The 21,127-nt window shown below is 59.5% G+C and carries 23 protein-coding genes and 1 tRNA gene; 17 read left to right on the top strand and 7 right to left on the bottom strand.

Annotated features, from left to right (window positions below; genetic code table 11):
- The first annotated feature begins 199 nt into the window (after positions 1-199).
- From mlaD to E3E12_RS04020, 5 genes are all read left to right on the top strand, one after another.
- Entirely contained in the window at positions 200-751 is a 552-nt protein-coding gene (mlaD, locus tag E3E12_RS04040) for an outer membrane lipid asymmetry maintenance protein MlaD (RefSeq protein ID WP_141444061.1), read from the top strand.
- The gene (locus E3E12_RS04035; RefSeq protein ID WP_141443195.1) at positions 748-972 is read left to right on the top strand and encodes a hypothetical protein; all 225 of its coding nucleotides are present in this window, start codon (positions 748-750) and stop codon (positions 970-972) included. The genes mlaD and E3E12_RS04035 overlap by 4 nt, the downstream gene beginning before the upstream one ends.
- On the top strand, positions 969-1,916 hold the full coding sequence (locus E3E12_RS04030) for a DUF2155 domain-containing protein (RefSeq protein WP_141443194.1): 948 nt from the start codon (positions 969-971) through the stop codon (positions 1,914-1,916). The genes E3E12_RS04035 and E3E12_RS04030 overlap by 4 nt, the downstream gene beginning before the upstream one ends.
- A gap of 150 nt (positions 1,917-2,066) precedes the next feature.
- Positions 2,067-2,600: a disulfide bond formation protein B gene (locus E3E12_RS04025; protein WP_141443193.1), complete on the top strand. Its 534-nt coding sequence runs from the start codon at positions 2,067-2,069 to the stop codon at positions 2,598-2,600.
- A 160-nt stretch (positions 2,601-2,760) separates the two neighbouring features.
- Positions 2,761-4,986 carry an NAD(+) synthase gene (locus E3E12_RS04020; RefSeq protein ID WP_141443192.1) on the top strand — a complete coding sequence of 742 codons (2,226 nt, stop codon included), beginning with the start codon at positions 2,761-2,763 and terminating at the stop codon, positions 4,984-4,986.
- Between the two features lie 17 nt (positions 4,987-5,003).
- Here E3E12_RS04020 and E3E12_RS04015 read toward each other — a convergent pair whose 3' ends face one another.
- From E3E12_RS04015 to E3E12_RS03995, 5 genes are all read right to left on the bottom strand, one after another.
- Positions 5,004-6,608 carry an AAA family ATPase gene (locus E3E12_RS04015; RefSeq protein WP_141443191.1) on the bottom strand — a complete coding sequence of 535 codons (1,605 nt, stop codon included), beginning with the start codon at positions 6,606-6,608 and terminating at the stop codon, positions 5,004-5,006.
- Between the two features lie 263 nt (positions 6,609-6,871).
- Positions 6,872-6,946: transfer RNA gene (locus E3E12_RS04010), tRNA-Gln, on the bottom strand.
- A gap of 113 nt (positions 6,947-7,059) precedes the next feature.
- Complete coding sequence (locus tag E3E12_RS04005) at positions 7,060-7,764, bottom strand: TetR family transcriptional regulator (RefSeq protein WP_141443190.1); 705 nt, start codon at positions 7,762-7,764, stop codon at positions 7,060-7,062.
- 68 nt (positions 7,765-7,832) lie between these two features.
- Positions 7,833-8,648 carry a pyrroline-5-carboxylate reductase gene (gene proC / locus E3E12_RS04000; protein ID WP_141443189.1) on the bottom strand — a complete coding sequence of 272 codons (816 nt, stop codon included), beginning with the start codon at positions 8,646-8,648 and terminating at the stop codon, positions 7,833-7,835.
- Between the two features lie 80 nt (positions 8,649-8,728).
- Entirely contained in the window at positions 8,729-9,025 is a 297-nt protein-coding gene (locus tag E3E12_RS03995) for an accessory factor UbiK family protein (RefSeq protein WP_141443188.1), read from the bottom strand.
- Between the two features lie 233 nt (positions 9,026-9,258).
- Between E3E12_RS03995 and rfaD the strand changes: the two genes are divergently transcribed.
- The 10 genes from rfaD to E3E12_RS03945 all read left to right on the top strand — a co-directional run bounded on the left by rfaD (position 9,259) and on the right by E3E12_RS03945 (position 17,681).
- Positions 9,259-10,281, top strand: a complete 1,023-nt coding sequence (gene rfaD / locus E3E12_RS03990; RefSeq protein ID WP_141443186.1) for an ADP-glyceromanno-heptose 6-epimerase — start codon at positions 9,259-9,261, stop codon at positions 10,279-10,281.
- 109 nt (positions 10,282-10,390) lie between these two features.
- Positions 10,391-11,284: a prolipoprotein diacylglyceryl transferase gene (lgt, locus tag E3E12_RS03985; protein ID WP_141443184.1), complete on the top strand. Its 894-nt coding sequence runs from the start codon at positions 10,391-10,393 to the stop codon at positions 11,282-11,284.
- A 2-nt stretch (positions 11,285-11,286) separates the two neighbouring features.
- Complete coding sequence (pgeF, locus tag E3E12_RS03980; protein WP_141443182.1) at positions 11,287-12,108, top strand: peptidoglycan editing factor PgeF; 822 nt, start codon at positions 11,287-11,289, stop codon at positions 12,106-12,108.
- A gap of 138 nt (positions 12,109-12,246) precedes the next feature.
- Entirely contained in the window at positions 12,247-12,891 is a 645-nt protein-coding gene (locus E3E12_RS03975; RefSeq protein WP_141443180.1) for a 50S ribosomal protein L25/general stress protein Ctc, read from the top strand.
- Positions 12,892-13,044: 153 nt separating this feature from the next.
- Complete coding sequence (gene pth / locus E3E12_RS03970) at positions 13,045-13,617, top strand: aminoacyl-tRNA hydrolase (RefSeq protein ID WP_141443178.1); 573 nt, start codon at positions 13,045-13,047, stop codon at positions 13,615-13,617.
- A 75-nt stretch (positions 13,618-13,692) separates the two neighbouring features.
- A complete protein-coding gene (gene ychF, locus E3E12_RS03965; protein ID WP_141443176.1) occupies positions 13,693-14,787 on the top strand; it encodes a redox-regulated ATPase YchF in 1,095 nt (364 codons plus the stop codon).
- Between the two features lie 33 nt (positions 14,788-14,820).
- Positions 14,821-16,092: a glutamate-5-semialdehyde dehydrogenase gene (locus E3E12_RS03960; protein WP_408869933.1), complete on the top strand. Its 1,272-nt coding sequence runs from the start codon at positions 14,821-14,823 to the stop codon at positions 16,090-16,092.
- Positions 16,085-16,729 carry a nicotinate-nucleotide adenylyltransferase gene (locus tag E3E12_RS03955; RefSeq protein ID WP_240810573.1) on the top strand — a complete coding sequence of 215 codons (645 nt, stop codon included), beginning with the start codon at positions 16,085-16,087 and terminating at the stop codon, positions 16,727-16,729. Before E3E12_RS03960 ends, E3E12_RS03955 begins: the two co-directional genes overlap by 8 nt.
- 29 nt (positions 16,730-16,758) lie before the next feature.
- On the top strand, positions 16,759-17,220 hold the full coding sequence (gene rsfS / locus E3E12_RS03950; RefSeq protein WP_206338668.1) for a ribosome silencing factor: 462 nt from the start codon (positions 16,759-16,761) through the stop codon (positions 17,218-17,220).
- A 2-nt stretch (positions 17,221-17,222) separates the two neighbouring features.
- Complete coding sequence (locus tag E3E12_RS03945) at positions 17,223-17,681, top strand: 23S rRNA (pseudouridine(1915)-N(3))-methyltransferase RlmH (protein ID WP_141443172.1); 459 nt, start codon at positions 17,223-17,225, stop codon at positions 17,679-17,681.
- A 30-nt stretch (positions 17,682-17,711) separates the two neighbouring features.
- On the opposite strand, the gene E3E12_RS03940 is transcribed toward E3E12_RS03945, so the two are convergent.
- Entirely contained in the window at positions 17,712-18,554 is an 843-nt protein-coding gene (locus E3E12_RS03940) for a CHAP domain-containing protein (RefSeq protein WP_141443170.1), read from the bottom strand.
- A 356-nt stretch (positions 18,555-18,910) separates the two neighbouring features.
- Between E3E12_RS03940 and E3E12_RS03935 the strand changes: the two genes are divergently transcribed.
- Both E3E12_RS03935 and E3E12_RS03930 read left to right on the top strand, forming a co-directional pair.
- A complete protein-coding gene (locus E3E12_RS03935; protein WP_168194380.1) occupies positions 18,911-19,594 on the top strand; it encodes an MBL fold metallo-hydrolase in 684 nt (227 codons plus the stop codon).
- Between the two features lie 64 nt (positions 19,595-19,658).
- Positions 19,659-20,333: a DUF192 domain-containing protein gene (locus E3E12_RS03930; RefSeq protein WP_240810572.1), complete on the top strand. Its 675-nt coding sequence runs from the start codon at positions 19,659-19,661 to the stop codon at positions 20,331-20,333.
- A gap of 40 nt (positions 20,334-20,373) precedes the next feature.
- Here the strand turns inward: E3E12_RS03930 and bioD are convergent, their stop codons facing one another.
- On the bottom strand, positions 20,374-21,096 hold the full coding sequence (gene bioD, locus E3E12_RS03925) for a dethiobiotin synthase (RefSeq protein WP_141443169.1): 723 nt from the start codon (positions 21,094-21,096) through the stop codon (positions 20,374-20,376).
- Between the last annotated feature and the right edge of the window lie 31 nt (positions 21,097-21,127).

The raw sequence follows: 21,127 nt of genomic DNA, 5'->3' as shown, positions 1-21,127 counted from the left end.
TTTGAAGCAGCCGGTTCAGTGACACCCCACACCCCAACTTGCACAAGACAGCCACACCGGCAGTCGTCAGGTGGGCCAGCGAGGAGACGGAAGCGGGATGGGCAGTGCAGCCACGACAGAAGCGGGCAAAAGGGACAGTCGCCACCAACTTGAAGCCGAAGCCAACGCAGCTATAGCGGCCAGCCCCTATTACAGCACCATGCAGCGTGAAACGCGCCTGGAACTGCTGGCTGGCCTGGTCGTGGCGGGGTTGCTGGTGGTGATGATGGTGCTTGCTGTTGCAGGGCGCCAGCATAAACATAGTGATGGCTACCCGCTTAACGCCACCTTCAGCAGTGTTGATGGATTGGACATTGGCTCAGATGTCGACTTGGCGGGCATTGTGGTGGGGCACGTCACGAAGATGAGCATCGACCCACGCACCTACCAGGCCCAGGTCACGTTCACTGTGGCTCCGGATGTGAAGCTCCCTGTGGACAGTGCTGCCCTCATTACCTCCACCTCCCTTCTAGGCAGCAAATACATTGCCCTCTCCCCTGGTGGTGCCGATGCCATGCTAAAGCCTGGTGCCATGATCGCCCAAACCCAAGGCGCCATCAGCCTTGAGCAACTGCTGAGCAAGTTCATTTTCTCCCTCACAAGTTCCCTTTCTTCAGAGGAGGCGGCTTTGAAGAAAGCTCTGGCGCCCTCCTGCGGCAAGCAGGCACAGCCCCAGGATGGCCAACACCCAGCCCAGGCACAGGTTCCATGAAGGGCCCTTGGCTTGACAAGGAGGGCAACGCGCTGAGCTGTGCTGAAAAAGTGCGCGTTCTGACTGAAAATGAAGCTGAACTTGCCGGCATGTTGCGTGAATACTGGGAAGATGCCTTGACGCTGGATGTTGGGGAAGATTTCATGCGCCGCCGCTTGCAAGCTTTAGTGGCGGAATGCACAGGTGACCCCAACCGGCAGGCTGGGGAGAACTCAACATGAGCACCCTCAGCTTTGGTCCCATGCTGCCCCACATTAAAGGGAGACTGACAATGCCTTTTCACAAGGGCATGGCCCTGCCAACTGGCCCTTTTCCTCCCAAAGCTTTGTGTCTGGGGCTGGCACTCTCAGGGCTGGCCTTTTCCTTACTGGCCGTAGGGCCTGTTTGGGCTGAGGACGGGGCATTGCCACCACCCACGCCTCTTCTGGGTGAGGGGGCGCCAGAGGGGAACGCAGCAACTGCGCCTGAGCGAACCGGCCCCGCCCCCTCAGCGCGGCCCCATGGGCGCGTCTATGGTGTCGCCCCCCCCTCAACCTACCCCGCTGACACGTGGCAAGGCCGAACGGTTGCCTTGGTCCGTGTTCTCGACAGGCTTGATTCAAGCACTCATGTTCTGCAAATTCCGGTCGGCAGCGATGCGCAGTTCCGCACATTGACCCTACATGTGGCTGCCTGCCTGGAACGTCCACCGACACTGCCAGCTGACAACGCTGTGCGCCTCCACCTTGAGGAGACTGCCCTTGATGCCGCTACGGCCCAGAAAAGCCCCCCCGTTGGTGGCAAGGAGGCCAGCGAGACCCCTGCGCGCATCACCCCACCTTATGATGGCTGGATGTTCAGCGCTGAACCCGCTGTGGGCCTTTATGGCAGCCCCCTTTACGCTGTGCGCCTGATTACCTGCCAGGGTGGCGCTGTGGCGCCACGCCTTGCACCTTTGGCCCCCGCTGAGGCCCCGCGCCTGAGTGCCATGGGCCGTGGCGGTTATTCAGGTGGTGCTGGAGGTGAGGGAGGCGCACGTGGTGCCCAGGATGACGATGGCGCCACATCGCTCCTGCCTGAAAATACTCCGCCAGATGCAGCGGCAACACCTATGGCTCCACCCGTGCCGGTTTCTCCAGCCATCACCCAGCCTGATACCTCAGCGCCCCTTTCCTTGACGCCTTGATAGGCTAACAGCAGCCCTGTGAGCGCTGCTGTTAACAAGCTTTAACGCCTAACTGCCCGGGGAGCTGGTAGGGTTTTAGCCCTCAACCATTCGAGCCTGGCGACAGCTTGCAGTCTGCTAAGGCACCCCAACGTCAAGGAAATGTGACGCGTGACCAAGGACCATCCCCTTCTCTCATCACTTCAAAACTTGGGCAGCTGGCGCCTGTGCGGTTTCCTGGCTTTGATGGCAGCCATATTCGCATTGGGTTTTGCCTGGTACGCTGAACATATTCTGAATTTGGTACCTTGTGAGCTGTGCTTGCTAGCACGCTGGCCCTGGCGCGCGGTTCTGGTTTTGGGTGGGCTGGCGTGGCTGGGTCCAGCTTTCACAGCGCGTTTAATGTGGTTTCTCATGTTGCTGTGCTTGACAGTGGGGCTGGGCATAGGGGTGACGCATTTCGGTGTTGAGCATGGCTGGTGGGAGAGCCCCTTCGCCGCCTGCCATGGTGGCCTTTTAAGCCAGGGCGCTGACTTTACCCAATGGTTCAACAGCCCCTTGCAAGCCGTCAAACCCTGCGACCGGCCTGATTATGTCTGGGGGCTGCCGCTGTCACTTACAACGCTTTCATTGCTTTATAATGCTGGCGTTCTGATGGTGTTGCTGCTTTTGCCTTGCTGGCTGCAGCGTGAGGAAATCCTTTGATTCCCTCAATTAAGTACGTTGGTTACGTATAGCTTTGACCAGTCGCGGGCGCTCCAGATAAGCTGATTAGGTGCCAGACGCCCTGAAAGGGCGTGTGGGCATTGACCTGCTTCTTTGCCTGAACTGGCCCGCACCAGCCCTCCAACGCAGGATAGCCTTGATGACAGACCAGGCCCTCCAAGCTACGCGCCCTTTGCCTTCTACGCACGATGGGGCAGGTACGCCTGCAAACGTGGATCCCGCCTTCAGGTGCCTTTACAGCCAAGGTTTTGCCAGGGTGGTGGCCAGTAGTCCCCCTGTGGTGCTTAGCGATCCTGAGGCCAACGCCGCAACGGCTCTTAAGGTCATGAAGCAAGCCCATGCAGATGGTGCTGCTGCTGTGATTTTCCCTGAATTGGGGCTGACTGGCTACAGCTTGGATGATCTTCATCTGCAGGCTGACCTGGGTGGGCGCGTGGAGAAGGCGCTTGCGCACTTGCTTGAAGGCAGCCAAAACTTGATGAGCGTTGGTATTGTTGGTCTTCCTGTGCGTTGGCGGCAAGGGCTTTACAATGCCGCAGCTGTTTTCCACCGTGGCAAATTGCTAGGGGTGGTGCCGAAAACGCACTTGCCACGCTATGGTGAGTTCTACGAGACCAGGCATTTTCTGTCAGGCGCTGGAACGGCTGGTACTATTAAGCTGGCTGGTCAGGAGGCGCCTTTTGGCACTGACCTGATTTTCCGTGCTTCTGACGTGCCTAATCTGGTACTCGGTGTGGAGCTTTGCGAGGATCTGTGGGCGCTCCAGCCCCCTTCAACTGAGCTGGCGTTGGCTGGGGCGACCGTTATAGGCAACCTCTCGGCCTCCCCTGTGACGGTGGGGCGCAGCGCCACACGGGCTGCCCTCTGCGCTTCGCAGTCGCACCGCATTCAGGCTGCTTATGTCTACGCTTCAGCTGGGGCGGGGGAATCCACCACCGATTTGGCTTGGGACGGACAGACGTCCATTCATGAACGCGGTGCCCTCCTTGCCATGGGGCCGCGCTTTAATCCCCAAGGGGGCTTGGCTGTGGCGGATGTGGACCTGGCTGCCATCGCCCAGGAGCGGCTGCGACAAGGCTACCACACCCCCAGCCACCAGGTGCGCGCTGATGGGCAGCCCCGTTGGCGCGAGGTGACGTTTGCGCTTGCGCCAGGCACCAAGGACCGTGGCTTGCTGCGCGATGTGCCACGCTTCCCCTGGTATGAGGACATGACGGGGCGTGGCGGTGATGAGATCGCCATGGTGCAACGTGCAGATGGCACCGACGCTGGCCGTGCGGAGGCCACAGCCGCTTTTGGTATTATTGACCGTGCTTGCCGGGAAATATTTGACATTCAAAGCCAAGCCCTGGCCCATAGGCTGCGTTCAGCACAGGCCAAAAGCATGGTGCTGGGCGTTTCAGGCGGTTTGGACAGCGCCTTGGCGTTAGCGGTCGCTTGTGAAGCGGCCGATCTGTTGGGGTGGGAGCGCAGCCAGGTCATCGCGCGTTCCATGCCAGGGTTTGGCACGGGTGCAGAAAGCCGCAGCTGGGCTGATGCCTTGATGGCAGGCTGGGGTGTGCAGGGCGACGTGCTGGATATTAGGCCAGCTGCAAAGGCCATGCTGGAAACCCTGGGCCACCCTTACGGACGTGGCGAGGCTGTTCATGACGTGACGTTTGAAAATGTGCAGGCAGGTTTGCGAACGGATTTCCTGTTTCGCCTGGCCAACCAGGAAAAGGGCCTGGTGGTAGGCACTGGCGACATGTCAGAGTTGGCGCTTGGTTGGTGCACTTATGGCGTTGGTGACCAAATGGCCCATTACAATGTGAATGCCGGCCTACCCAAAACAGTGGTGCAGCGCATGGTGGCCTGGCTGGGGCGGCCTTCGGCGCATCATCAAGCAAGCGTTGAGGTGCAGGCTGCCATGGCCGCCATCAGCGAGGCGGAGATCTCCCCAGAGCTGATCCCAGGCACAGATGCTGGCAGCCAAAGCACGGAAGCGGCCATAGGGCCTTACATGCTGCAGGATTTTACACTTCACCAGGTGCTGGCCCATGGCTTTGGCCCCAGGCGCATCGCTTTCATGGCGGAAAAGGCCTGGAGCGCAGGCCCCCATGGCCAGGCGAGCAGCTGGCCAGTGGATTGGCCCCAGGCCCGGCAGGGTTTTTATGAACTGCCGGCGCTGCTGGCATGGCTGCGTGTTTTTGGGCAGCGTTTCATGGCGTCATCACAGTTCAAACGTTCTGCCATGCCGAATGGCCCCAAGGTGATGGGTGCTGGCGCCTTGTCGCCGCGTGGCAATTGGCGCGCCCCTAGTGATGGCAACGCCGCCCTGTGGCAGCGCGAATTGGATAGCATCACCTCTGGCCAAGCGGGCTGCTGAGGCTAGCCTAGCCTCCTTCACCAAAGGGCGCGCGCAGCCTGTAGGTCCCCAGCCAGCTTGGCTGCACGGCGTTTGCTGCGCCGCTCCCTGAACTCCTCCTGCAAGGCTGGCGTGACGCGCACGACGTGAAGGTCATATTGCGTGCGCGAACAGCCAACATACATCAGGCGGCGGCGGTCACGGCCCAAATCGGCTATGTTGTAGCTGTCCACAAAAACATGAGGGATGGAACGGCCCTGGGCGCTGTGAATAGTTTGAGAGAACGGCGATTTGAGGTTGGCCAACTGTTTGAGACGGTTAACCTCGTCACGCAGTTCCTCATAAGCTTCCATGCGCTTTTCACTGAACAGGCGGCTGCATTCCTGGTACATTTCCTCAAGCAAGTCCAGAAAGCGCTCCTGCTCCTCAGGCGCCACGCATTTAATGACGCCAGACACTTTCATGTCGATGTTGTAAACCTCAAGCTTCCAAATCTCAGTGGTGAAATTGCGCGTGATTGCCCGCTGTTCATGGCCGATGATCTGGCGAACCTGCAGGATGTTGCCGCGGTGGCCCAAATGGGGATTGCCGTTCTGGCCTGGGATGTGCCGCCCCAGACGCAAAAACTCCCCAACGCAATAGACGGCATCGCCGTAAAGGGCATGGTGGGCCAACCGCTTGACGCGTTCCACAGCGAGGTTGGTGAAGGCAAGGTAGGTGCTTTCCCAGGGGGTGGGTGAATTTTTAAGGTGGATGAGGAAGGATTCAATCATCTCATCGCGCGATTCATGAACAATGATTTGCGAAACGTCACCAAACTCATTGACGGCGCGCACGGTTTTCTGAGGGTAGACCAGCTTGCGGCGCAGTTCCTCACACAGCTTCAGCACAGGGCCTGAATTGCGCATTTGCTCAGTTAGGGTGATGGTTTCCATACCATGGAAAAAATGTGCTGAAGCACGTTTCATGACAGGCAGAAGCTGGTTGGCGTCCCCTAAATAGACAACGGGGATATCTTTGGAGGCTTTGGAGATCTCCCCAAGTTCATATTCGCCAATCATGGAGACTTCATCAACGAACACAATGCCCACACCCTCCACCGTGCGGAAGGCGCCCTTGGGAAAGTGGTCGCGCCCCGTCACCTTGTCGGCTTGGGGCCCTGACCCCAGGAAGGCAGAGACGGTGCGCAGCTCAACAGGGGGGTTCTGCCCTTCTAGCCACGCTGTGGGCAAACGCAAGGTGAACTGCAACTTGGCGATATGGGTGGGGCACAGGATGAGGATGCGTCCCTTACGGCGCTTTTTGCGCATCAGCATGGCAATGGCTGTGCAGGCTGTGAAACTTTTGCCTGTGCCTGCTGGGCCGTTGAGGTAAAACTGGCCCTTTTTCATGTGCAGAATGTGCTCAACAGCCTCTTTTTGAAGGGTGTTGAGACTTTTATAGGCATCCGCTGAAATAGGGTTGGGCTTGCCACGCAGATGAATGGGGGGTGGTAAGGGGCCATCGCCCTCATTCAGCATGGCTTCTGAGGGGTCATCCCCAACGTTGGGCCTATCTTCCAGCAGAGCATTAGATGTCGGCGCCCCTTCACGTTCTAGAAGGTCCGTCTGGTCATGGTGGTGGCGTTCATGGTCTGCTGTCATGGCGCTGTCCTCTCAAAGCTGGTGAGTGAGGGCGCCTTGTTAGGGGGCCATTTGCCAAACCCACCTGGGAGGGCTGATTGCCGCTCCATCAGGCCGCCTTACCAGAAACGCTTTGTGGTTGACGCGTTTCTGGGCCAAGAACCACCCTAGCACGATAAGACTTGCCAATCAGCCCTGCAGCGCAGGGCTGGTCAAGGACCATTGCAGGCTGCTTGGCAGCACTGCCAAGGCCCGCAAAAAGCAATTGATTTTAGAAAATGAAATGGCTGGGGCGGGAGGATTCGAACCTCCGCATGGCGGAATCAAAATCCGCTGCCTTACCGCTTGGCTACGCCCCAAAGCGCTTCTGCTTTCTAGCCTGCAGACAGCGCAAGGTAAAGTACTTTATTTGTAAGACGTGAAAACCCTGGCGTGCCTTCGACCCCATGAAGGCACCCTAGCAAAAGCGCCTTCAAAGGTCTGGGGGCAGCTCATCTGGCCAGCTATCGTCACCATCCTGGCCTTTAGGGCTGCTGGCTGCGCCACCAGTGATGATGAGGTGGTCAGGAACGCCTGGCTCAGCAGGCTCGGCAATTGGCTGTGCGGCCTTCAGGAATCCCCTGCGCTCTAGGCGCTCTAGGCCCTCGTCCAGCGTTTTCATGGTTTGGGCCATGTCAGGCCCCTTATCACGTTCCCACGTGCGCAACGTCATCATCCAAGCCATACCAAGGGCCTGCAGGCGCACCAAGCCAAGGAGGCCACGCCTGTCTAATCCAGCGCGGTCAGCCAACCAACGCAGGCTGCCCAGGCCGGAAACCAGGCCTGTTATCGCCAGGGCCGGGTCCAGAGGGGTTACCCGCAGCGCCGCCACAACACCTGGGCGGTAATCCTGGAAAACGTCCAGGCGTGCCATGAGCTGCTCAAACAGTTTCTCACGTACAGTGCCTGAAGCGGGGTTGGAAAGGGCGCGGCTGTCTGCCATGGCTTCAAGCCAGCCCATCAGCACTGGTTTGAAGGGGCACAACACCCGTGCCTGCGCTAAGGGAATGGCTGCCTGTTCAGCGGCCTGCACTAAGGTGAAGCCATGCCAACCCCGCTCCCCAGCCAAGGCCATAGCTGACTGCAGCAAGCGTTTTTCCTGGGGGGTGGGTGTCGTGGCATTTGCTTGTGAAGCCATGGTGATGTCCTGGGGTGGCGAATGTTAAGGGGGTGCAGTTCACAAAGGAGCTTGGAGGGGGTTGCAGCTCACTGGCTGAGCTCATCAGCGCGGTGCGCGGCAGCCTCCGTGGCGCGCTCGACTGTGGCTGGCCAGGCATCTGGCGCCATAAATACTTTGAGCGCAGCTTCAGTAGTGCCGCCTGGGCTGGTGACATTGCGGCGCAGCTGTTCAGCGCTCAAAGGGTCCTCATGCAGCATCTCGCCAGCGCCATAAACCGTGTTGCGCGCCAGCAGCTTGGCTGTTTCCGCATTCAGCCCCAAATGTTGGCCAGCTTTCTCAAGCAGTTCCGCCAACAGGAACACATAAGCTGGACCAGAGCCAGAGATGGCCGTGACGGCAGCCAGGTCGTTTTCATGCGGCACCTCCACCACGGCGCCAACGGCCTTCATAAGCTGGGCAGCCAAGGCGGCACGCGCAGGCGGCACGTCAGGGGCGCTGTAAAGGCCTGTAGTGCCAGCGCCGATGGCAGCTGGGGTGTTGGGCATGGCGCGTACCACCGCCATCCCACCTGAAGCCTTGGCCAAATTGGCGCAGCTGCGCCCTGCGGCAACGGAAAGGAGGGTAGCGTGGCTGAGGCCACGGCCTAACCGTTCATGGAGTGCTTCCAGGAAAGCGTCAGCACCTTTGGGTTTGACGGCCAGAACAACCATGTCTGGCCTGAAATCCTCTGGGATGTCCGCAAGGGTGCGCCACACTGTCACAGGGGCGCCTGCCGGGGGCTGGTAATGCCTGTCTAGAACATAAAGGCGCAGGGGCAGTTTTGACTTGAGCCAGCCATGAAGCAGCGCTGAACCCATATGGCCACAGCCAGCCAGCAGAATGGTGTTGGGGGAAGATGTCATGATGGCAGCGCGACCTTTCAGGGGCAGGCAAGTCGTGGTGGCAAGCTACGGGAAACAGGGCCAGGGTTGGCGCTCCGTTTTCAGAGCCCGGCTGTTTCAGTCGCGGAAAGGGCGCTCACCTGGTCGGAGAGGCTCTGCACCTGTTTTTCCAACTGGGCCACGCGGGCGGTCAGCTCCTCTTCTGAACGGCGGCAGCGAGCGGCCATCTCAGCTAAAGCGTCAAACTCATCGCGGCGCACCAAATCAAGTCGGTTGACGATTTCCTCAAGGCGACCTTTGCCCAGTGATTCCAATTCCTCCTTGGCACCTTGGAAGGCGGAAAGGGCTGTGCCGGCCAAGCCGGTGATGTCATCAAAAAGGCGTGGACGTTCTGCCATGGTGGATCTCCTTAACATAAAGTTGGGATAGTGGGTTTGGTCTGGCCGGCGTTCAGGGGTGGCGCTTTGGTAGGACGTTATTGTTGCCAAGCTGACGTGACCGCAAGGTGACATGAAGATGTAGCTGTAGTGAATAACAGATTTTGCCCCTGTCATGTTTACAGAGTTAGGCAATCCGTTTCACATGCCAGCCAGGAACTGTGGGGAGCGCGAAAATAAGCGATGCAAGGGCCATGATACTGATTACTGGTGGTGCTGGATTCATCGGCTCCTGCCTGCAGGAGAGGTTGTTTGCGCAAAACCGCCAAACCATTGTTGCTGACTGGCTTGGTGGCGGGGCATCCAGCGCTTTGAGCACAGGACAGGCGCAGCCTGGGCGCTGGCGCAACCTCGCTGCCCACCCCCCCCTGGAGGTGGTGGCGCCTGAAGCTCTCTCAACATGGCTGGAGCGCGCCCCGGCTTTGCGTGCTGTTGTGCACTTGGGCGCCATCAGCGAGACCACGGCCAAGGATGGCGACCTGGTGTGGCGCACCAATGTGGCGCTGCCCCAGCAGCTTTGGCGGTGGTGCGCGCGAGCACGCGTGCCGTTCATCTACGCTTCCTCCGCAGCCACCTATGGCAGTGCTGTTAATGACTTTAGGGATGGTTTGGAGGGTTTGGAACGGCTGCGCCCCACGAGCCTTTATGGATGGAGCAAGCAGGCGTTTGACCTGTGGGTGTGCCAAGCCCTGGAAAGGGGCCATCCCTCCCCCCCTCAGTGGGCTGGCCTGAAGTTTTTCAATGTCTATGGCCCCAATGAATACCACAAGGGCGCCATGATGTCGGTCATCAAGGTCAAGTATGATGAGCTTGCAGCGGGCCGCCCCCTGACACTTTTCAAGTCTGACGACCCCAGCGTGGCCGATGGCCAGCAGAAGCGTGACTTCATTTGGGTGGGAGACTGCGTTGACGTGGTGCTGTGGCTGCTACGGAATCCCCACGTCTGCGGGCTTTTCAACTGCGGCACTGGCCAGGCGCGCAGTTACAGTGATCTGGCACGCGCCGTTTGCCAGGCAGCAGATAGGCCAGAGGCCATCACCTACGTTCCCATGCCACAGCGGCTGCAGGGGCAGTACCAATACTACACCCAGGCTAACATGGATGCGTTGCGGGAAGCTGGTTATCAGGCCCCCTTCACCCCACTTGAGGAGGGGGTGCGGCGTTATGTGCAATCCTACCTTATGCAGGCAGGGCCTGCTGGGCCGCGCACACTTTGAGCCCTAGTTTAAGCCCTGCCGCGTTGGGGCGCCTTGGGCCGCATGTTTTGAAATCTGCCCAGACTGCAGGCAAACAGGTGGTTCACGCCACCACAGCAAGGAACTGGGCATGAGCGCACCGTTGGTTTTCCCACACTTTAATCCCGTGGCCTTCACGCTCGGCCCGCTCAGCGTGCGCTGGTACGCACTGGCTTATATCACCGCTTTCTTAATAGCGCTGCCTTTGGCCAAGTGGCTTTGCAGCTTGAAGCCGCGCGTAGCCACTTCGGCGGAAGTGGATGATTTCATGCTTTACGCCGTGCTGGGCGTACTGCTGGGGGGGCGCTTGGGCTATGTGCTGTTTTACAGGCCTGATTTTTACTTCACCCACCCCCTGGCCATTCTGGAGACCTGGAAAGGCGGCATGTCCTTCCATGGCGGGGCATTGGGTGTGGTGCTGGCGCTGGCGCTATTTTGTTGGCGGCGCAAATTGTCTTTCCTGGCTTTCTCTGACCGCATTGTCGTGGTGGTGCCCATTGGATTGTTCCTGGGGCGGTGCGCCAATTTCATTAATGGTGAGCTTTGGGGGCGGGTGGCGGCGCCAGGTTGGCCTGGCGCGATGATTTTCCCTCAGGCAGGCCCTCTGCCCCGTTATCCTTCAGAACTTTACGAAGCCTGTGCTGAAGGCCTTCTGCTGTTTGCCCTGCTGTTCAGTGCCGTGCTGCGCCCAGCCTTACGCGCCAGGCCAGGGCTGATTTCAGGTCTGTTTCTGCTGGGTTACGCTGTGGCGCGTGCTGGGTGCGAGTTCTTCAGGCAGCCTGATGCCAACATTGGCTTCCTGGCAGGACACGCCACGATGGGCCAATTGTTGTGCATCCCCATGGCGCTTGCTGGGTTAGGGCTGATTGTGCATGCCCTCCGCAGGCCGCCAGTCCTGGCTGAGGCCGTGGGAGCTGGCGCCACGCCACGTTTGCTTGATTCCCCAGCAGAGCAAAGCCTAGAACCTCAAGGGAAGGTTGATTGATCATGGACACCACCCCTCACCTTGATCCCCTGCAAGATGACACCTGGAAAGCGCAGGGGCTGTGGCATGGTTTCTTCAATCGCTTTGGGGGCGTGTCGCACAGTCCTTATGAAAGCCTCAACACAGGCCTTCTGACTGATGACGCAGCCAGCAATGTCGCAACCAACAGGGGGCGGGTAGCCAGTTGGCTGGGTGTCACGCCTGAGCACCTCCTAGGGGCGGAGCAAGTTCATGGGGCGCGTGTGCTCACAGTGCGGGGCGCCTTAGCCACGGAAAGTTGGAGGGAAACGGTGGCCAAGGAAAAAGCGGATGCCTTGGTGAGCGATGACCCAGCCTTTGTGTTGTCAGTGGTGACGGCTGATTGCGTTCCTGTCCTCCTGGCCACAGAGGGTGGTGCTGTGGTGGGCGCTGCCCATGCTGGTTGGCGGGGCGCTGTGGGAGGTGTTCTGGAGAATACAGTGGCCGCCATGGTGGATCTTGGCGCTGTGCCAGCCACTGTGCAGGCTGTTGTAGGGCCTGCCATCGGCCCTGCCAGCTATGAAACGGGCGCTGACATGCGCAGCGCTGTGCTGGATGGCACCCCAGGGGTGGCTCAGCAGGCGGCGGCTCACCTTTTCACCCCTGCCGTACGGTCAGGGCACTTCATGTTCAATTTGCCAGCCTATGTTGCGTTACGGCTGCGCCTGGCTGGCGTGGACGCTGTGCGGGTCATGGCGGTGGACACGGTGCGTGATGGGCGCTTTTTCAGTTACCGCCGCACCCACCTAACAGGTGGCGGCCCAACGGGGCGTCAACTTTCAGCTATTCGTGCGCGACCAGCCTAAAGGGGGCTGGATTGTAATTGGGCTTAAAATCAGCTAGGGCAGGCAACCAGCCAGGCACCCCTGGAGGCTTGGCTGGCCCAGATTATTGAGAGCGCTCACTAATCATTCAGGCTATTCGATTATTTAAGGAGCCCCATTGTGGCAAAAATGACATCCCTTGAAGTCTCTGGACGCGCAGATGCAGGTAAGGGGGCAGCGCGCGCCACGAGGCGCGCCGGCCAAGTGCCGGGCGTGGTTTACGGTGGCAAGCAGGCCCCTACGCTGGTGCAGCTTGACCCACGCCAGATCATGAAGGAACTGCACCGTGGCGGCTGGCAGTCACGCGTCTATAACTTTGATGTGGACGGCACCCCAGTACATGCCTTGATCCGCGCTATTCAGTTCCACCCGGTTTCAGATGCGCCCATCTCCATTGATTTCCTGCGCTTGGTGCCTGGCCATAAAATCACTGTGCCGGTCAGCGTGGTCTTCAAGGGTGAGGAGGAGAGCCCTGGTATCAAGCGTGGTGGCGTCCTGAACATCGCCCGCCACAATGTTGACGTCCAAACGGACGTTGAGCATCTGCCAGAGCACTTCGTTGCTGATTTGAGCAAGCTCGACATCAACGACAATATCCGTTGGGAAGACCTGGAGGGCACGGCCAACGTGGTGCCGCTGGTCCACGAGGAGAACTTCGTGGTGGCTTCCATCTCCGCACCGCAGGTGGAGGCTGAACCTGAAGAGGAGAGCGCTGCCTCTGAGGTGGAGACCGCCAACCCCGCTCCTGAGCCTGAGAAGAAATAACTCAGCAGGGGGAAACCAACCTGGGGTGCCGCACAGGGTGCGCTGTGGCGTGCTGGTAGGCTTGAACGGTGCCCTGCCGCTGCCATGCGTGCCACCACGCTAGGTGCGGCGCCCCACCAAGGCGCAGCTTGAAGGGGGCATGGTGGCATGGGCATGAAATTGTGGGTGGGACTGGGCAACCCTGGTTCTGCTATGCGTGGCAACCGCCACAATATCGGTTTCATGGCTGTGGATGCTATTCAGGCGTTGGAGCCTTCCTTCACACCCTGGCGTGCGCGCTTCAGGGGGCTGGCCAGTGAAGGCCGTTTTGGGGGGGTGCGCATTCTCCTTCTCAAACCTGCAACTTACATGAACCTTTCAGGTGAAAGTGTTCAGCAAGGGGCTGCCTTTTACAAAATCCCCGTGGAGGACATCACGGTCTTCCATGATGAGCTTGACCTTGATTTTGGCCGCATGAAGGTCAAAACAGGCGGTGGCGCCGCAGGCCATAATGGCTTGCGTTCCATGGATAAAATGCTAGGCGTGCAGAATTATCAACGTGTCCGCATGGGCATTGGCCACCCTGGTGCGCGTGAACGCGTGACTGGCCATGTGCTGGGGGATTTTAACAGCGCTGAGCGTCCCCCATTGGAAGCATGGCTGGACGCTGTTGCGCGTGCCGCACCACTTTTGGCCGCAGGCGATGGCAGTGCTTTCATGAGCAAGGTGAGCTTGCTGCGCAGCTGATGGGCCTGCCAAGGGCATGGTCCTTGTTGTTGACACATCTATTATATTTGAGATCAGGACAGGAGCAGGCAGGCAATGGGATTCAACAATGGCATCGTTGGTCTGCCCAATGTGGGCAAGTCCACCCTGTTCAACGCCTTGACGCAGACTGCAGCTGCGCAGGCGGCCAATTACCCCTTCTGCACCATCGAGCCCAACACAGGCCGTGTGGCTGTGCCCGACCAGCGTTTGGATGTTTTGGCCAAAGCGGGCAAATCGCAGAAAATCGTTCCCACTAGCCTGGAGTTTGTCGACATCGCAGGCCTGGTGCGCGGCGCTTCCAAGGGGGAAGGGTTAGGCAACCAATTCCTGGCCAACATCCGTGAGGTGGATGCCATCATCCACGTTCTGCGTTGCTTTGAGGACGATGACGTCACCCATGTGGAGGGCGGCGTTGATCCTGTGCGTGATGCTGACATTATCGAGACGGAGCTCATGCTGTCTGACTTGGAGAGCCTGGAGCGGCGCATGGCTGGCTGGGAGAAACGCGCCCGTGGTGGTGACCGCGACTCAAAGGCGAGCCTTGAGCTCGCTGCCCCCTTAGTGGAGGCGCTGCGCGCTGGCAAGCCTGCCCGCACTGCTGTCCAGCCTGGGCAGGAGGAGGCCGTGGCCCGGCTGCAGCTCCTGACCACTAAGCCAGTGCTTTATGTGTGCAATGTTGACGAGGAATCAGCAGCCACTGGCAATGCCCATTCAGAGGCTGTGCGCAAGAAGGCCGCTGCCGAGGGCGCCGGCGTGGTTGTGGTCTCCGCTGCCATTGAGGCGGAGGTGAGCCAACTTCCCGAAGGGGAAAGGGCCGAGTTCCTGGAGGGGCTGGGCCTGGCTGACAGTGGCCTGGACCGTGTCATCAAGGCTGGCTACGACCTGCTGGGGCTGCGCACCTACTTTACAGTGGGCCCCAAGGAGACCCGCGCCTGGACCATCACGGCTGGCACCAAGGCTCCCCAGGCGGCCGCTGTGATTCACAATGATTTCGAGCGTGGCTTCATTGCTTGCGAGACGGTTGCTTACGATGATTACGTCACCCACGGGGGGGAGGCAGGAGCGCGTGAGCAAGGGCGTTTGCGCATTGAGGGCAAGGAATATGTGGTTCAGGATGGCGATGTCCTTCTGTTCCGTTTCAATGTGTGAAGGTCATAAGCTGATAAAGTGAGGGAGTAGGGAATGGCTGCGATGACGCATGAGGAAGCCACCCGCATTGTGCAGGCCATGGGTGAGAAGGCGCGCCATGGCGCAGATGCCTTGGCTGGCAGCACTGACGGTGCACGCGCTGGTGCCATCCGTGCCATGGCTGGTGCCATCCGCCGCCATGGTCCGGCGCTGTTGGCAGCCAATGACCGTGACTTGACAAACCTCCCTGCGGATTACAGCCCTGCTTTCCGCGATCGCCTGACCATGACCCCTGAACGCCTGGAGGGTGTCGCTGCGGGGCTGGAGCGCATCGCAGACCTTCCAGACCCTGTGGGGCGTGTGCTGGAGGCTTGGAAACAGCCCAATGGGTTGTCGTTCAAGCGTGTTTCAGCCCCCATAGGCGTTGTGGGCATGATTTATGAAAGCCGCCCCAATGTGGGGCCTGAAGCAGCAGCCCTTTGCCTGCGTGCTGGCAATGCCGTTCTGCTGCGTGGTGGCAGCGACAGCCACCATACGGCACGCGCCTTCCACGAAGCCATGGTAGAGGGGCTGAAGGAAGCGGGGCTGAGCGCTGACATGGTTCAGGTCATGCCCACAACAGACCGCGCTTTGGTGGGGGCGTTACTGCAAGCTTCCGGATTGGTGGATTTAATCATCCCGCGGGGCGGCAAAAAGCTGGTGGAACGTGTCCTGCAGGAGGCACGCGTGCCTGTTCTCGCCCACGCCGAAGGGTTGTGCCACACTTATGTGCACAAGGACGCTGACCATGACATGGCGCGTTCAGTGCTTCTCAATGCCAAAATGCGCAGGCCTGGGATTTGCGGTGCCACTGAAACGCTCTTGATTGATGAAGCCATCGCGCCTGCGCTGCTGCCGCTGCTGGTGGCTGACCTTGAAAAAGCCGGCTGCACCTTCAAGGCTGATGAAAAGGCGCGCGACTTAGTGCCCACCCTGCCAGCTGCTAGGGAGGGTGACTTTGCAACTGAATGGCTTGGCCCTGTGCTGTCAGTGCGTGTGGTTGGCGGCCTTGATGAAGCCCTGGACCACATTCACCGTTATGGCAGTGGCCACACGGAAGCCATCATCACGGAAAATGAGCGGGCGGCAGAAAAATTCATCAATGGCACCAACAGTGCTGTTGTGATGGTTAATGCCTCCACCCAGTTCTGCGATGGGGGGGAATTTGGATTTGGGGCTGAGATTGGCATTGCCACAGGCAAGATCCACGCCCGCGGCCCTGTGGGCGCTGAACAGTTGACCTGCTACCGTTACGAGGTGCGCGGCAGCGGCCAGGTGCGTGGCTGAAACCTACCCTGGCAAGGCAGCCCTGGCCATGCCGGCCTTGGCGTTAGGTGGCAGTGGGCGCGCTCAGCGCATAGGCTTGTTGGGGGGGTCCTTCAACCCTGCCCATGGGGGCCATGTTCAACTGGCCCATGAGGCCTTGAAGGCTTTGCGCCTTGATGAAGTATGGCTGATGGTTTCCCCAGGGAACCCCCTCAAGGTGGGCCATGGTGACATGGCCCCTTTCAAGCAGCGTCTGGCTTGGGCGCAGGAAGTGGCTTCACCCCCGCGCATCCGCGCTACAGACATAGAATGGAAGCTTGGCGTACGCCACACCATCCGCACGTTGAAGCGTCTGAAGAAACTTTACCCCCGAACGCAGTTCATCTGGTTGATGGGCGCAGATGGGCTGGCCAATTTCCATAAATGGAAGAGTTGGCGCCAAATTGCTGACACTGTTCCTATTGCTGTGTTCAACCGCCCTGGCGCTGATCGGCGTGCGCTGCAAGGGCGTGCAGCTACAGCGCTGCGGCACCGCCGTTGCCAGCCAGCTTCCTTAGCCATGCAGCCAAGGCAAGAAAAGCCAGGCTGGACATTTATTTCCATGCAGCCCAACCCTATATCAGCCACAGCATTGCGCAGGCGGCAACAGCCAGAGTAAGGCCCTTGGTCTGCGCCTTCATTGGAGAATTGACCATTTCGACATCAAGCATGACAGCCCTGAACACTTTTCCCACCCCCCATCCTGAAGACACCTGGCAGGGTTCAAACAAAGCAGAGCAAGCTGTTGAACGGCGCCTTGACGTCATCCTGTCCACCCTTGATGGTGCCAAAGCTGACAACATCGCCATTATTGATTTGCGTGGCCGCGCAAGCTTCGCTGAAACCATGGTGATCGCCACGGCCCTTTCAGGGCGCCATATGGGGGCTTTGGCACGCCATCTGGAACGGGCCCTGAAGGAGGAATGCGCCCTGAGCGCTTCAGCTGAAGGAAGCGACAGCAGTGATTGGACATTGCTGGACACTGGCGACATCGTCATTCACCTTTTCAGTCCTGAAGGGCGGACCACCTATGGGCTGGAGCGCATGTGGAACAGCGCGCTTGACGTGGCGGATGCTGAGGAAGTGGTCATTCCTAAAGCTGGGCGCTGACCATGCGTTTGCTTGCTGTGGGCAAAATGCGCCGTGGTCCTGAACAGGAACTGTTTGAGCGCTACAGAACGCGGCTCTCCCCCAAGTTGACTGTGACTGAACTTCCCCAGGGCAGGGGCAGTGCTGGTGAAATCAAGCGCCGCGAAGGTGAAGCCCTGCTGGCAGCCTGCCCTGATGACGCCTTGCTGGTGGCGTTGGACATGGGTGGCCCTGTGCGCAGCAGCGAAAAGCTGGCCGTGGATTTGGAGCGCTGGCGCGCTTCTGGGCGGCCTTTATGTTTTGCTATTGGCGGGGCGGAGGGCTTTGACCAGCCAGTTTTAAGCCGTGCTGATGCGGTCTTGACCTTGGGGCCTTTGACATGGCCACACATGTTGGTGCGTATTTTATTGGCAGAACAGATCTACAGGGCGCAGGCTATTGCCACAGGCCACCCTTACCACCGCAGTGGGCGGCCTGGTTAAAGGCACTCTCCCTGGCCTGGATTCCAAACCTTAGGGGTCTAGGGTGTTGCTGTCGTCAACCAGGCTGTTGTCTGTTTGGGCTGCGTTACTGTGCCAGGCTGTGTTGGCAGTCGGGTGGTAGCGGACAGGCGTGCGGTCATGGCCGTGCTTGCCGCTGCGCAGTGTGTCCAAGTACGCTGCCCTGGCGCGCCAATAGGCAGCGATATTCTGCCGCCGTGCCTTGTAAGGGTTGACCAGGGCTGTGTTTGTTGTGGAGATGGGCATGGCCGTCTGGTGCGCAGCTGGGGTGTAAGGGGCTGCTGTGGAGCCAGTGGCGAAGCGTTCGTAAATGAAGCCGTGTGTGGGGTAGACACTGCCCAGTCTGGCGCTGTTGCCGTTAAGCGCCACACGGACAGCCGTCCAGTCATTGTTGGGGGAGACGTCAACCACACGCACATTGTGCGCAATGCCAGGGGAGGCCCAATGGGCCTGGTCAATCAGAATGGTGCGGTCGTCAAGTTGGCTGCGTACAACAGCCACATGGCCAAGGGGGATGCGCGCTGTTGGGCGGAAGGCCAGAACGGCACCAGGTTCTGGGGTTTGCCCACGCTCATAACGGCCAGCGGCCCGTGGCCACCAGTCACGCGCGTTGCCATGAATTTGGAAAGAAGTGGCCTGGTGAACATAGGCCACACATTGAATGACATGGTGCCAACGGTGTGGGCGCCCCCAGTGAACAAGGCTGTTGCTGCTGTGCCAGCGCCAAACATGGTGGTGGGCATGGGCTGTGCCACGGTGGTGACGCCCATGGGAGGAGGCCTGGGCCGCTGGCGCGTTGAGAAGCCCCAAAAGCCCAAGCCCCCCTAAGGCGCTTGCCAGGGCGGTTTTCCTCATTTTTTGCCTGCGGGTTTTTTTGATTGTGATTTTCACCCTGGATCTTCTTTTTTGATTTTTCACGACAACTCCCTGCAGGCAGCTGATGCTTGTGCTTGGCAAGCATGGGGCATTTTGCGGCTTTTGGTAAGGGCGCGTCAATGTTTTCCGTCAAAAAGCTGCCCAAAGGGCCATTGCGGCATTAATGGCCGGTGGGGTGGAGCATGTCACCCCAAAGCCTTCTCCCACAACGTGCCCCATCTGCCCCGCCACAACGCCCCTTGCGGCTTTATCCTTGCCCAGAAGGGAAAATGCCCCTTAGCCTGCCTTCCAGATAAACCGGGCAGGCCCCACTTGACGCTTTGTTGGAGACGACCATGACAGGCCAAACCACGACCCCTCCCCCCCTGGACATGCGCATCATGCCAGTGACGCCTTTGCGCCAGAACTGTACCATCATCAGCGATCATACGGGTGATGCTGTTATTGTTGATCCTGGTGGTGATGTCCCAGCCCTTTTAAAGGCTTTGGAGGGGCTGCGGGTGAAGGCCATCCTCCTTACCCACGGCCATATGGACCATGCTGGCGGTGCACGCGCGTTGGCTGCGGCGTTGGCTAAGCGTCAGGGTGGTCCCGTCCCCATTCTTGGCCCCCTGAAGGCTGAAGCTCCCCTGCTGGCCAGCGTGGAACAGCAGGCGGCAAGTTGTGGCCTTGAGGACATGGAGAATGTTGCCCCAGACCGTTACCTGACAGATGGTGAAACCCTGAATCTGCTAGCTCACCCGCTGCATGTGCACCATGTGCCAGGCCACACCCCAGGCCATGTCGTGCTGCATGATGCCCATGGGCGGAAAGTCATCACAGGTGACACCCTCTTCAAAGGCACAGTGGGGCGGAGTGACTTTGCTTATGGTGATGGTAGGCAATTGTTGCAGGCCATCCGCGACAAACTCTTCACGCTGCCTGATGAGACAATGGTGCTACCAGGCCATGGCATGCCCAGCACCATTGGCTATGAAAAGCGTCACAATCCGTTTTTCAGCCGCCCACAGGGCCACTGATGGCCACCACAGTTCCCAAATTTTGGCTTTATGTAAGGTGGGATTACCCAGCAGGAGGGATGAAATGAGCGTTATGCGAACAGCTATGGCCTTAGGGGTAGGCTTGATAGCCATGGGACTGTTGGGGCAGGGGCCAGCGCTGGCGGCAGGCGCTGCTGCCAGCGCTGGCCATATGGTTTCCAGCGGTGTGCCTGATGGGCAGGATGATTCAGCTGTGCCGTCCACTGTGCCTTCCATGACTGACACAGGCCCTGCCGATGACACCATCACGGCAGCTCAGCCCGTCCTGCCCATGGCACCGCTTACCATCACAAGTTCAGCCCCTGCCAACCGCCACGGCAGGACGGCGGCTCAGATGCACCATTTCAAGGTGGAGCTGGCCTTGACAGAGCGCCAGCAGGAAGTGGGGGAAATGTGGCGCCGCTCCATCCCCCCTCAGGGTGGTATGCTGTTTATTTGGAAAAAACCCCAGCACACCGCCATGTGGATGCGCAACACCCTTGTGCCGTTGGACATCCTGTTCATCGGCCGCGACCGCCGCATCAAGGGCATTGAGGAAAAAGCCGTCCCGATGAGCCAGGCCATCATCTCTAACCCAGGCGAATCCATGGCTGTGCTGGAACTGCCAGCGGGGACGGCAGCGCGCGCCAACCTGCGCGTGGGGGACCTGGTTGATTGCAACGCTTTGCCGCCAGCCCAAAACCCCGTGCCAGCTGGCATGGAGCTTTCAGGGCAATAATCAGTCCTCCCGTGGGCTGGCTGGGCCCAGTCTGCAAAATTCAGCTTGTGAAAAGGACTTCATGAAGGCGGCTGGCTTCCTGCGCCACCACTTTGGGTGTGATGGCTTCATAGGCAGGAATGTCCATAAGGACGCGGCACGAACCAAACTGCTCAATCAAAGTGCGGTTCTCCTGGCGCTCACGCTCTTCCCCAGGGCCATTCATGATGACGCCAGCTACCTCAAGGCCTTTTTGGCGCAACGCCGTGAGGCTGAGAAGCGTGTGGTTGAGTGTGCCAAGGCTGGCCCGCGCCACAAGCAGAACCGGCAAGCGCAGCCGTCCCATCCAGTCCAGCATGGTGATGCCTGAACACAGCGGTACCATCAGGCCGCCTGCGCCCTCCACCACCACAGGGGCAAGGCGATGCAACTGACGCACCTCTTGATTGACCATCATCAGGGCTTCCTGGGTGATGGGTGGCTGCGCGTCAGACGCGCCAGAGGGCGTGCGTTGCTCCGCCGCCATGGGGCACAAGGGGGCCTGGTGGCGCCAGCGCGGCACAACGACTTGTTGGCTGTCCAGGCTGGCCAAGCTTTGCACGGTTGGGGTGTCGCCCTCCTCCAAGGCCAGGCCTGTTTGAAAAACCTTCCAATAGCGTACCTGGCTATAGTGGCGCAGCCAACAACGCGCCAACAAAGCGCTGATGAATGTTTTGCCCACCCCTGTGTCCGTGCCTGTGACAAACCAGGCTGGAAAAGGGGTTGAGGTTTCAAGTGGGGTCATTGTGATGGGGTCCTTACATGGCTTGGGGTGT

Origin of the sequence: Formicincola oecophyllae (genome assembly GCF_006542395.2) — a bacterium.
Lineage (GTDB): Bacteria > Pseudomonadota > Alphaproteobacteria > Acetobacterales > Acetobacteraceae > Formicincola > Formicincola oecophyllae.
The sequence above is the reverse complement of the archived record's forward strand: the minus strand, read 5'-3'. Positions and strand labels throughout refer to the sequence as shown.

Bases quoted from the DNA above. Each gene is read 5' to 3' on its own strand.
- mlaD (WP_141444061.1), top strand. From the start codon at position 200: ATGCAGCGTGAAACGCGCCTGGAACTGCTGGCTGGCCTGGTCGTGGCG.
- E3E12_RS04035 (WP_141443195.1), top strand. From the start codon at position 748: ATGAAGGGCCCTTGGCTTGACAAGGAGGGCAACGCGCTGAGCTGTGCT.
- E3E12_RS04030 (WP_141443194.1), top strand. From the start codon at position 969: ATGAGCACCCTCAGCTTTGGTCCCATGCTGCCCCACATTAAAGGGAGA.
- E3E12_RS04020 (WP_141443192.1), top strand. From the start codon at position 2,761: ATGACAGACCAGGCCCTCCAAGCTACGCGCCCTTTGCCTTCTACGCAC.
- E3E12_RS04015 (WP_141443191.1), bottom strand. From the start codon at position 6,608: ATGACAGCAGACCATGAACGCCACCACCATGACCAGACGGACCTTCTA.
- E3E12_RS04005 (WP_141443190.1), bottom strand. From the start codon at position 7,764: ATGGCTTCACAAGCAAATGCCACGACACCCACCCCCCAGGAAAAACGC.
- proC (WP_141443189.1), bottom strand. From the start codon at position 8,648: ATGACATCTTCCCCCAACACCATTCTGCTGGCTGGCTGTGGCCATATG.
- E3E12_RS03995 (WP_141443188.1), bottom strand. From the start codon at position 9,025: ATGGCAGAACGTCCACGCCTTTTTGATGACATCACCGGCTTGGCCGGC.
- rfaD (WP_141443186.1), top strand. From the start codon at position 9,259: ATGATACTGATTACTGGTGGTGCTGGATTCATCGGCTCCTGCCTGCAG.
- lgt (WP_141443184.1), top strand. From the start codon at position 10,391: ATGAGCGCACCGTTGGTTTTCCCACACTTTAATCCCGTGGCCTTCACG.
- pgeF (WP_141443182.1), top strand. From the start codon at position 11,287: ATGGACACCACCCCTCACCTTGATCCCCTGCAAGATGACACCTGGAAA.
- pth (WP_141443178.1), top strand. From the start codon at position 13,045: ATGAAATTGTGGGTGGGACTGGGCAACCCTGGTTCTGCTATGCGTGGC.
- ychF (WP_141443176.1), top strand. From the start codon at position 13,693: ATGGGATTCAACAATGGCATCGTTGGTCTGCCCAATGTGGGCAAGTCC.
- E3E12_RS03960 (WP_408869933.1), top strand. From the start codon at position 14,821: ATGGCTGCGATGACGCATGAGGAAGCCACCCGCATTGTGCAGGCCATG.
- E3E12_RS03945 (WP_141443172.1), top strand. From the start codon at position 17,223: ATGCGTTTGCTTGCTGTGGGCAAAATGCGCCGTGGTCCTGAACAGGAA.
- E3E12_RS03940 (WP_141443170.1), bottom strand. From the start codon at position 18,554: ATGAGGAAAACCGCCCTGGCAAGCGCCTTAGGGGGGCTTGGGCTTTTG.
- E3E12_RS03935 (WP_168194380.1), top strand. From the start codon at position 18,911: ATGACAGGCCAAACCACGACCCCTCCCCCCCTGGACATGCGCATCATG.
- E3E12_RS03930 (WP_240810572.1), top strand. From the start codon at position 19,659: ATGAGCGTTATGCGAACAGCTATGGCCTTAGGGGTAGGCTTGATAGCC.
- bioD (WP_141443169.1), bottom strand. From the start codon at position 21,096: ATGACCCCACTTGAAACCTCAACCCCTTTTCCAGCCTGGTTTGTCACA.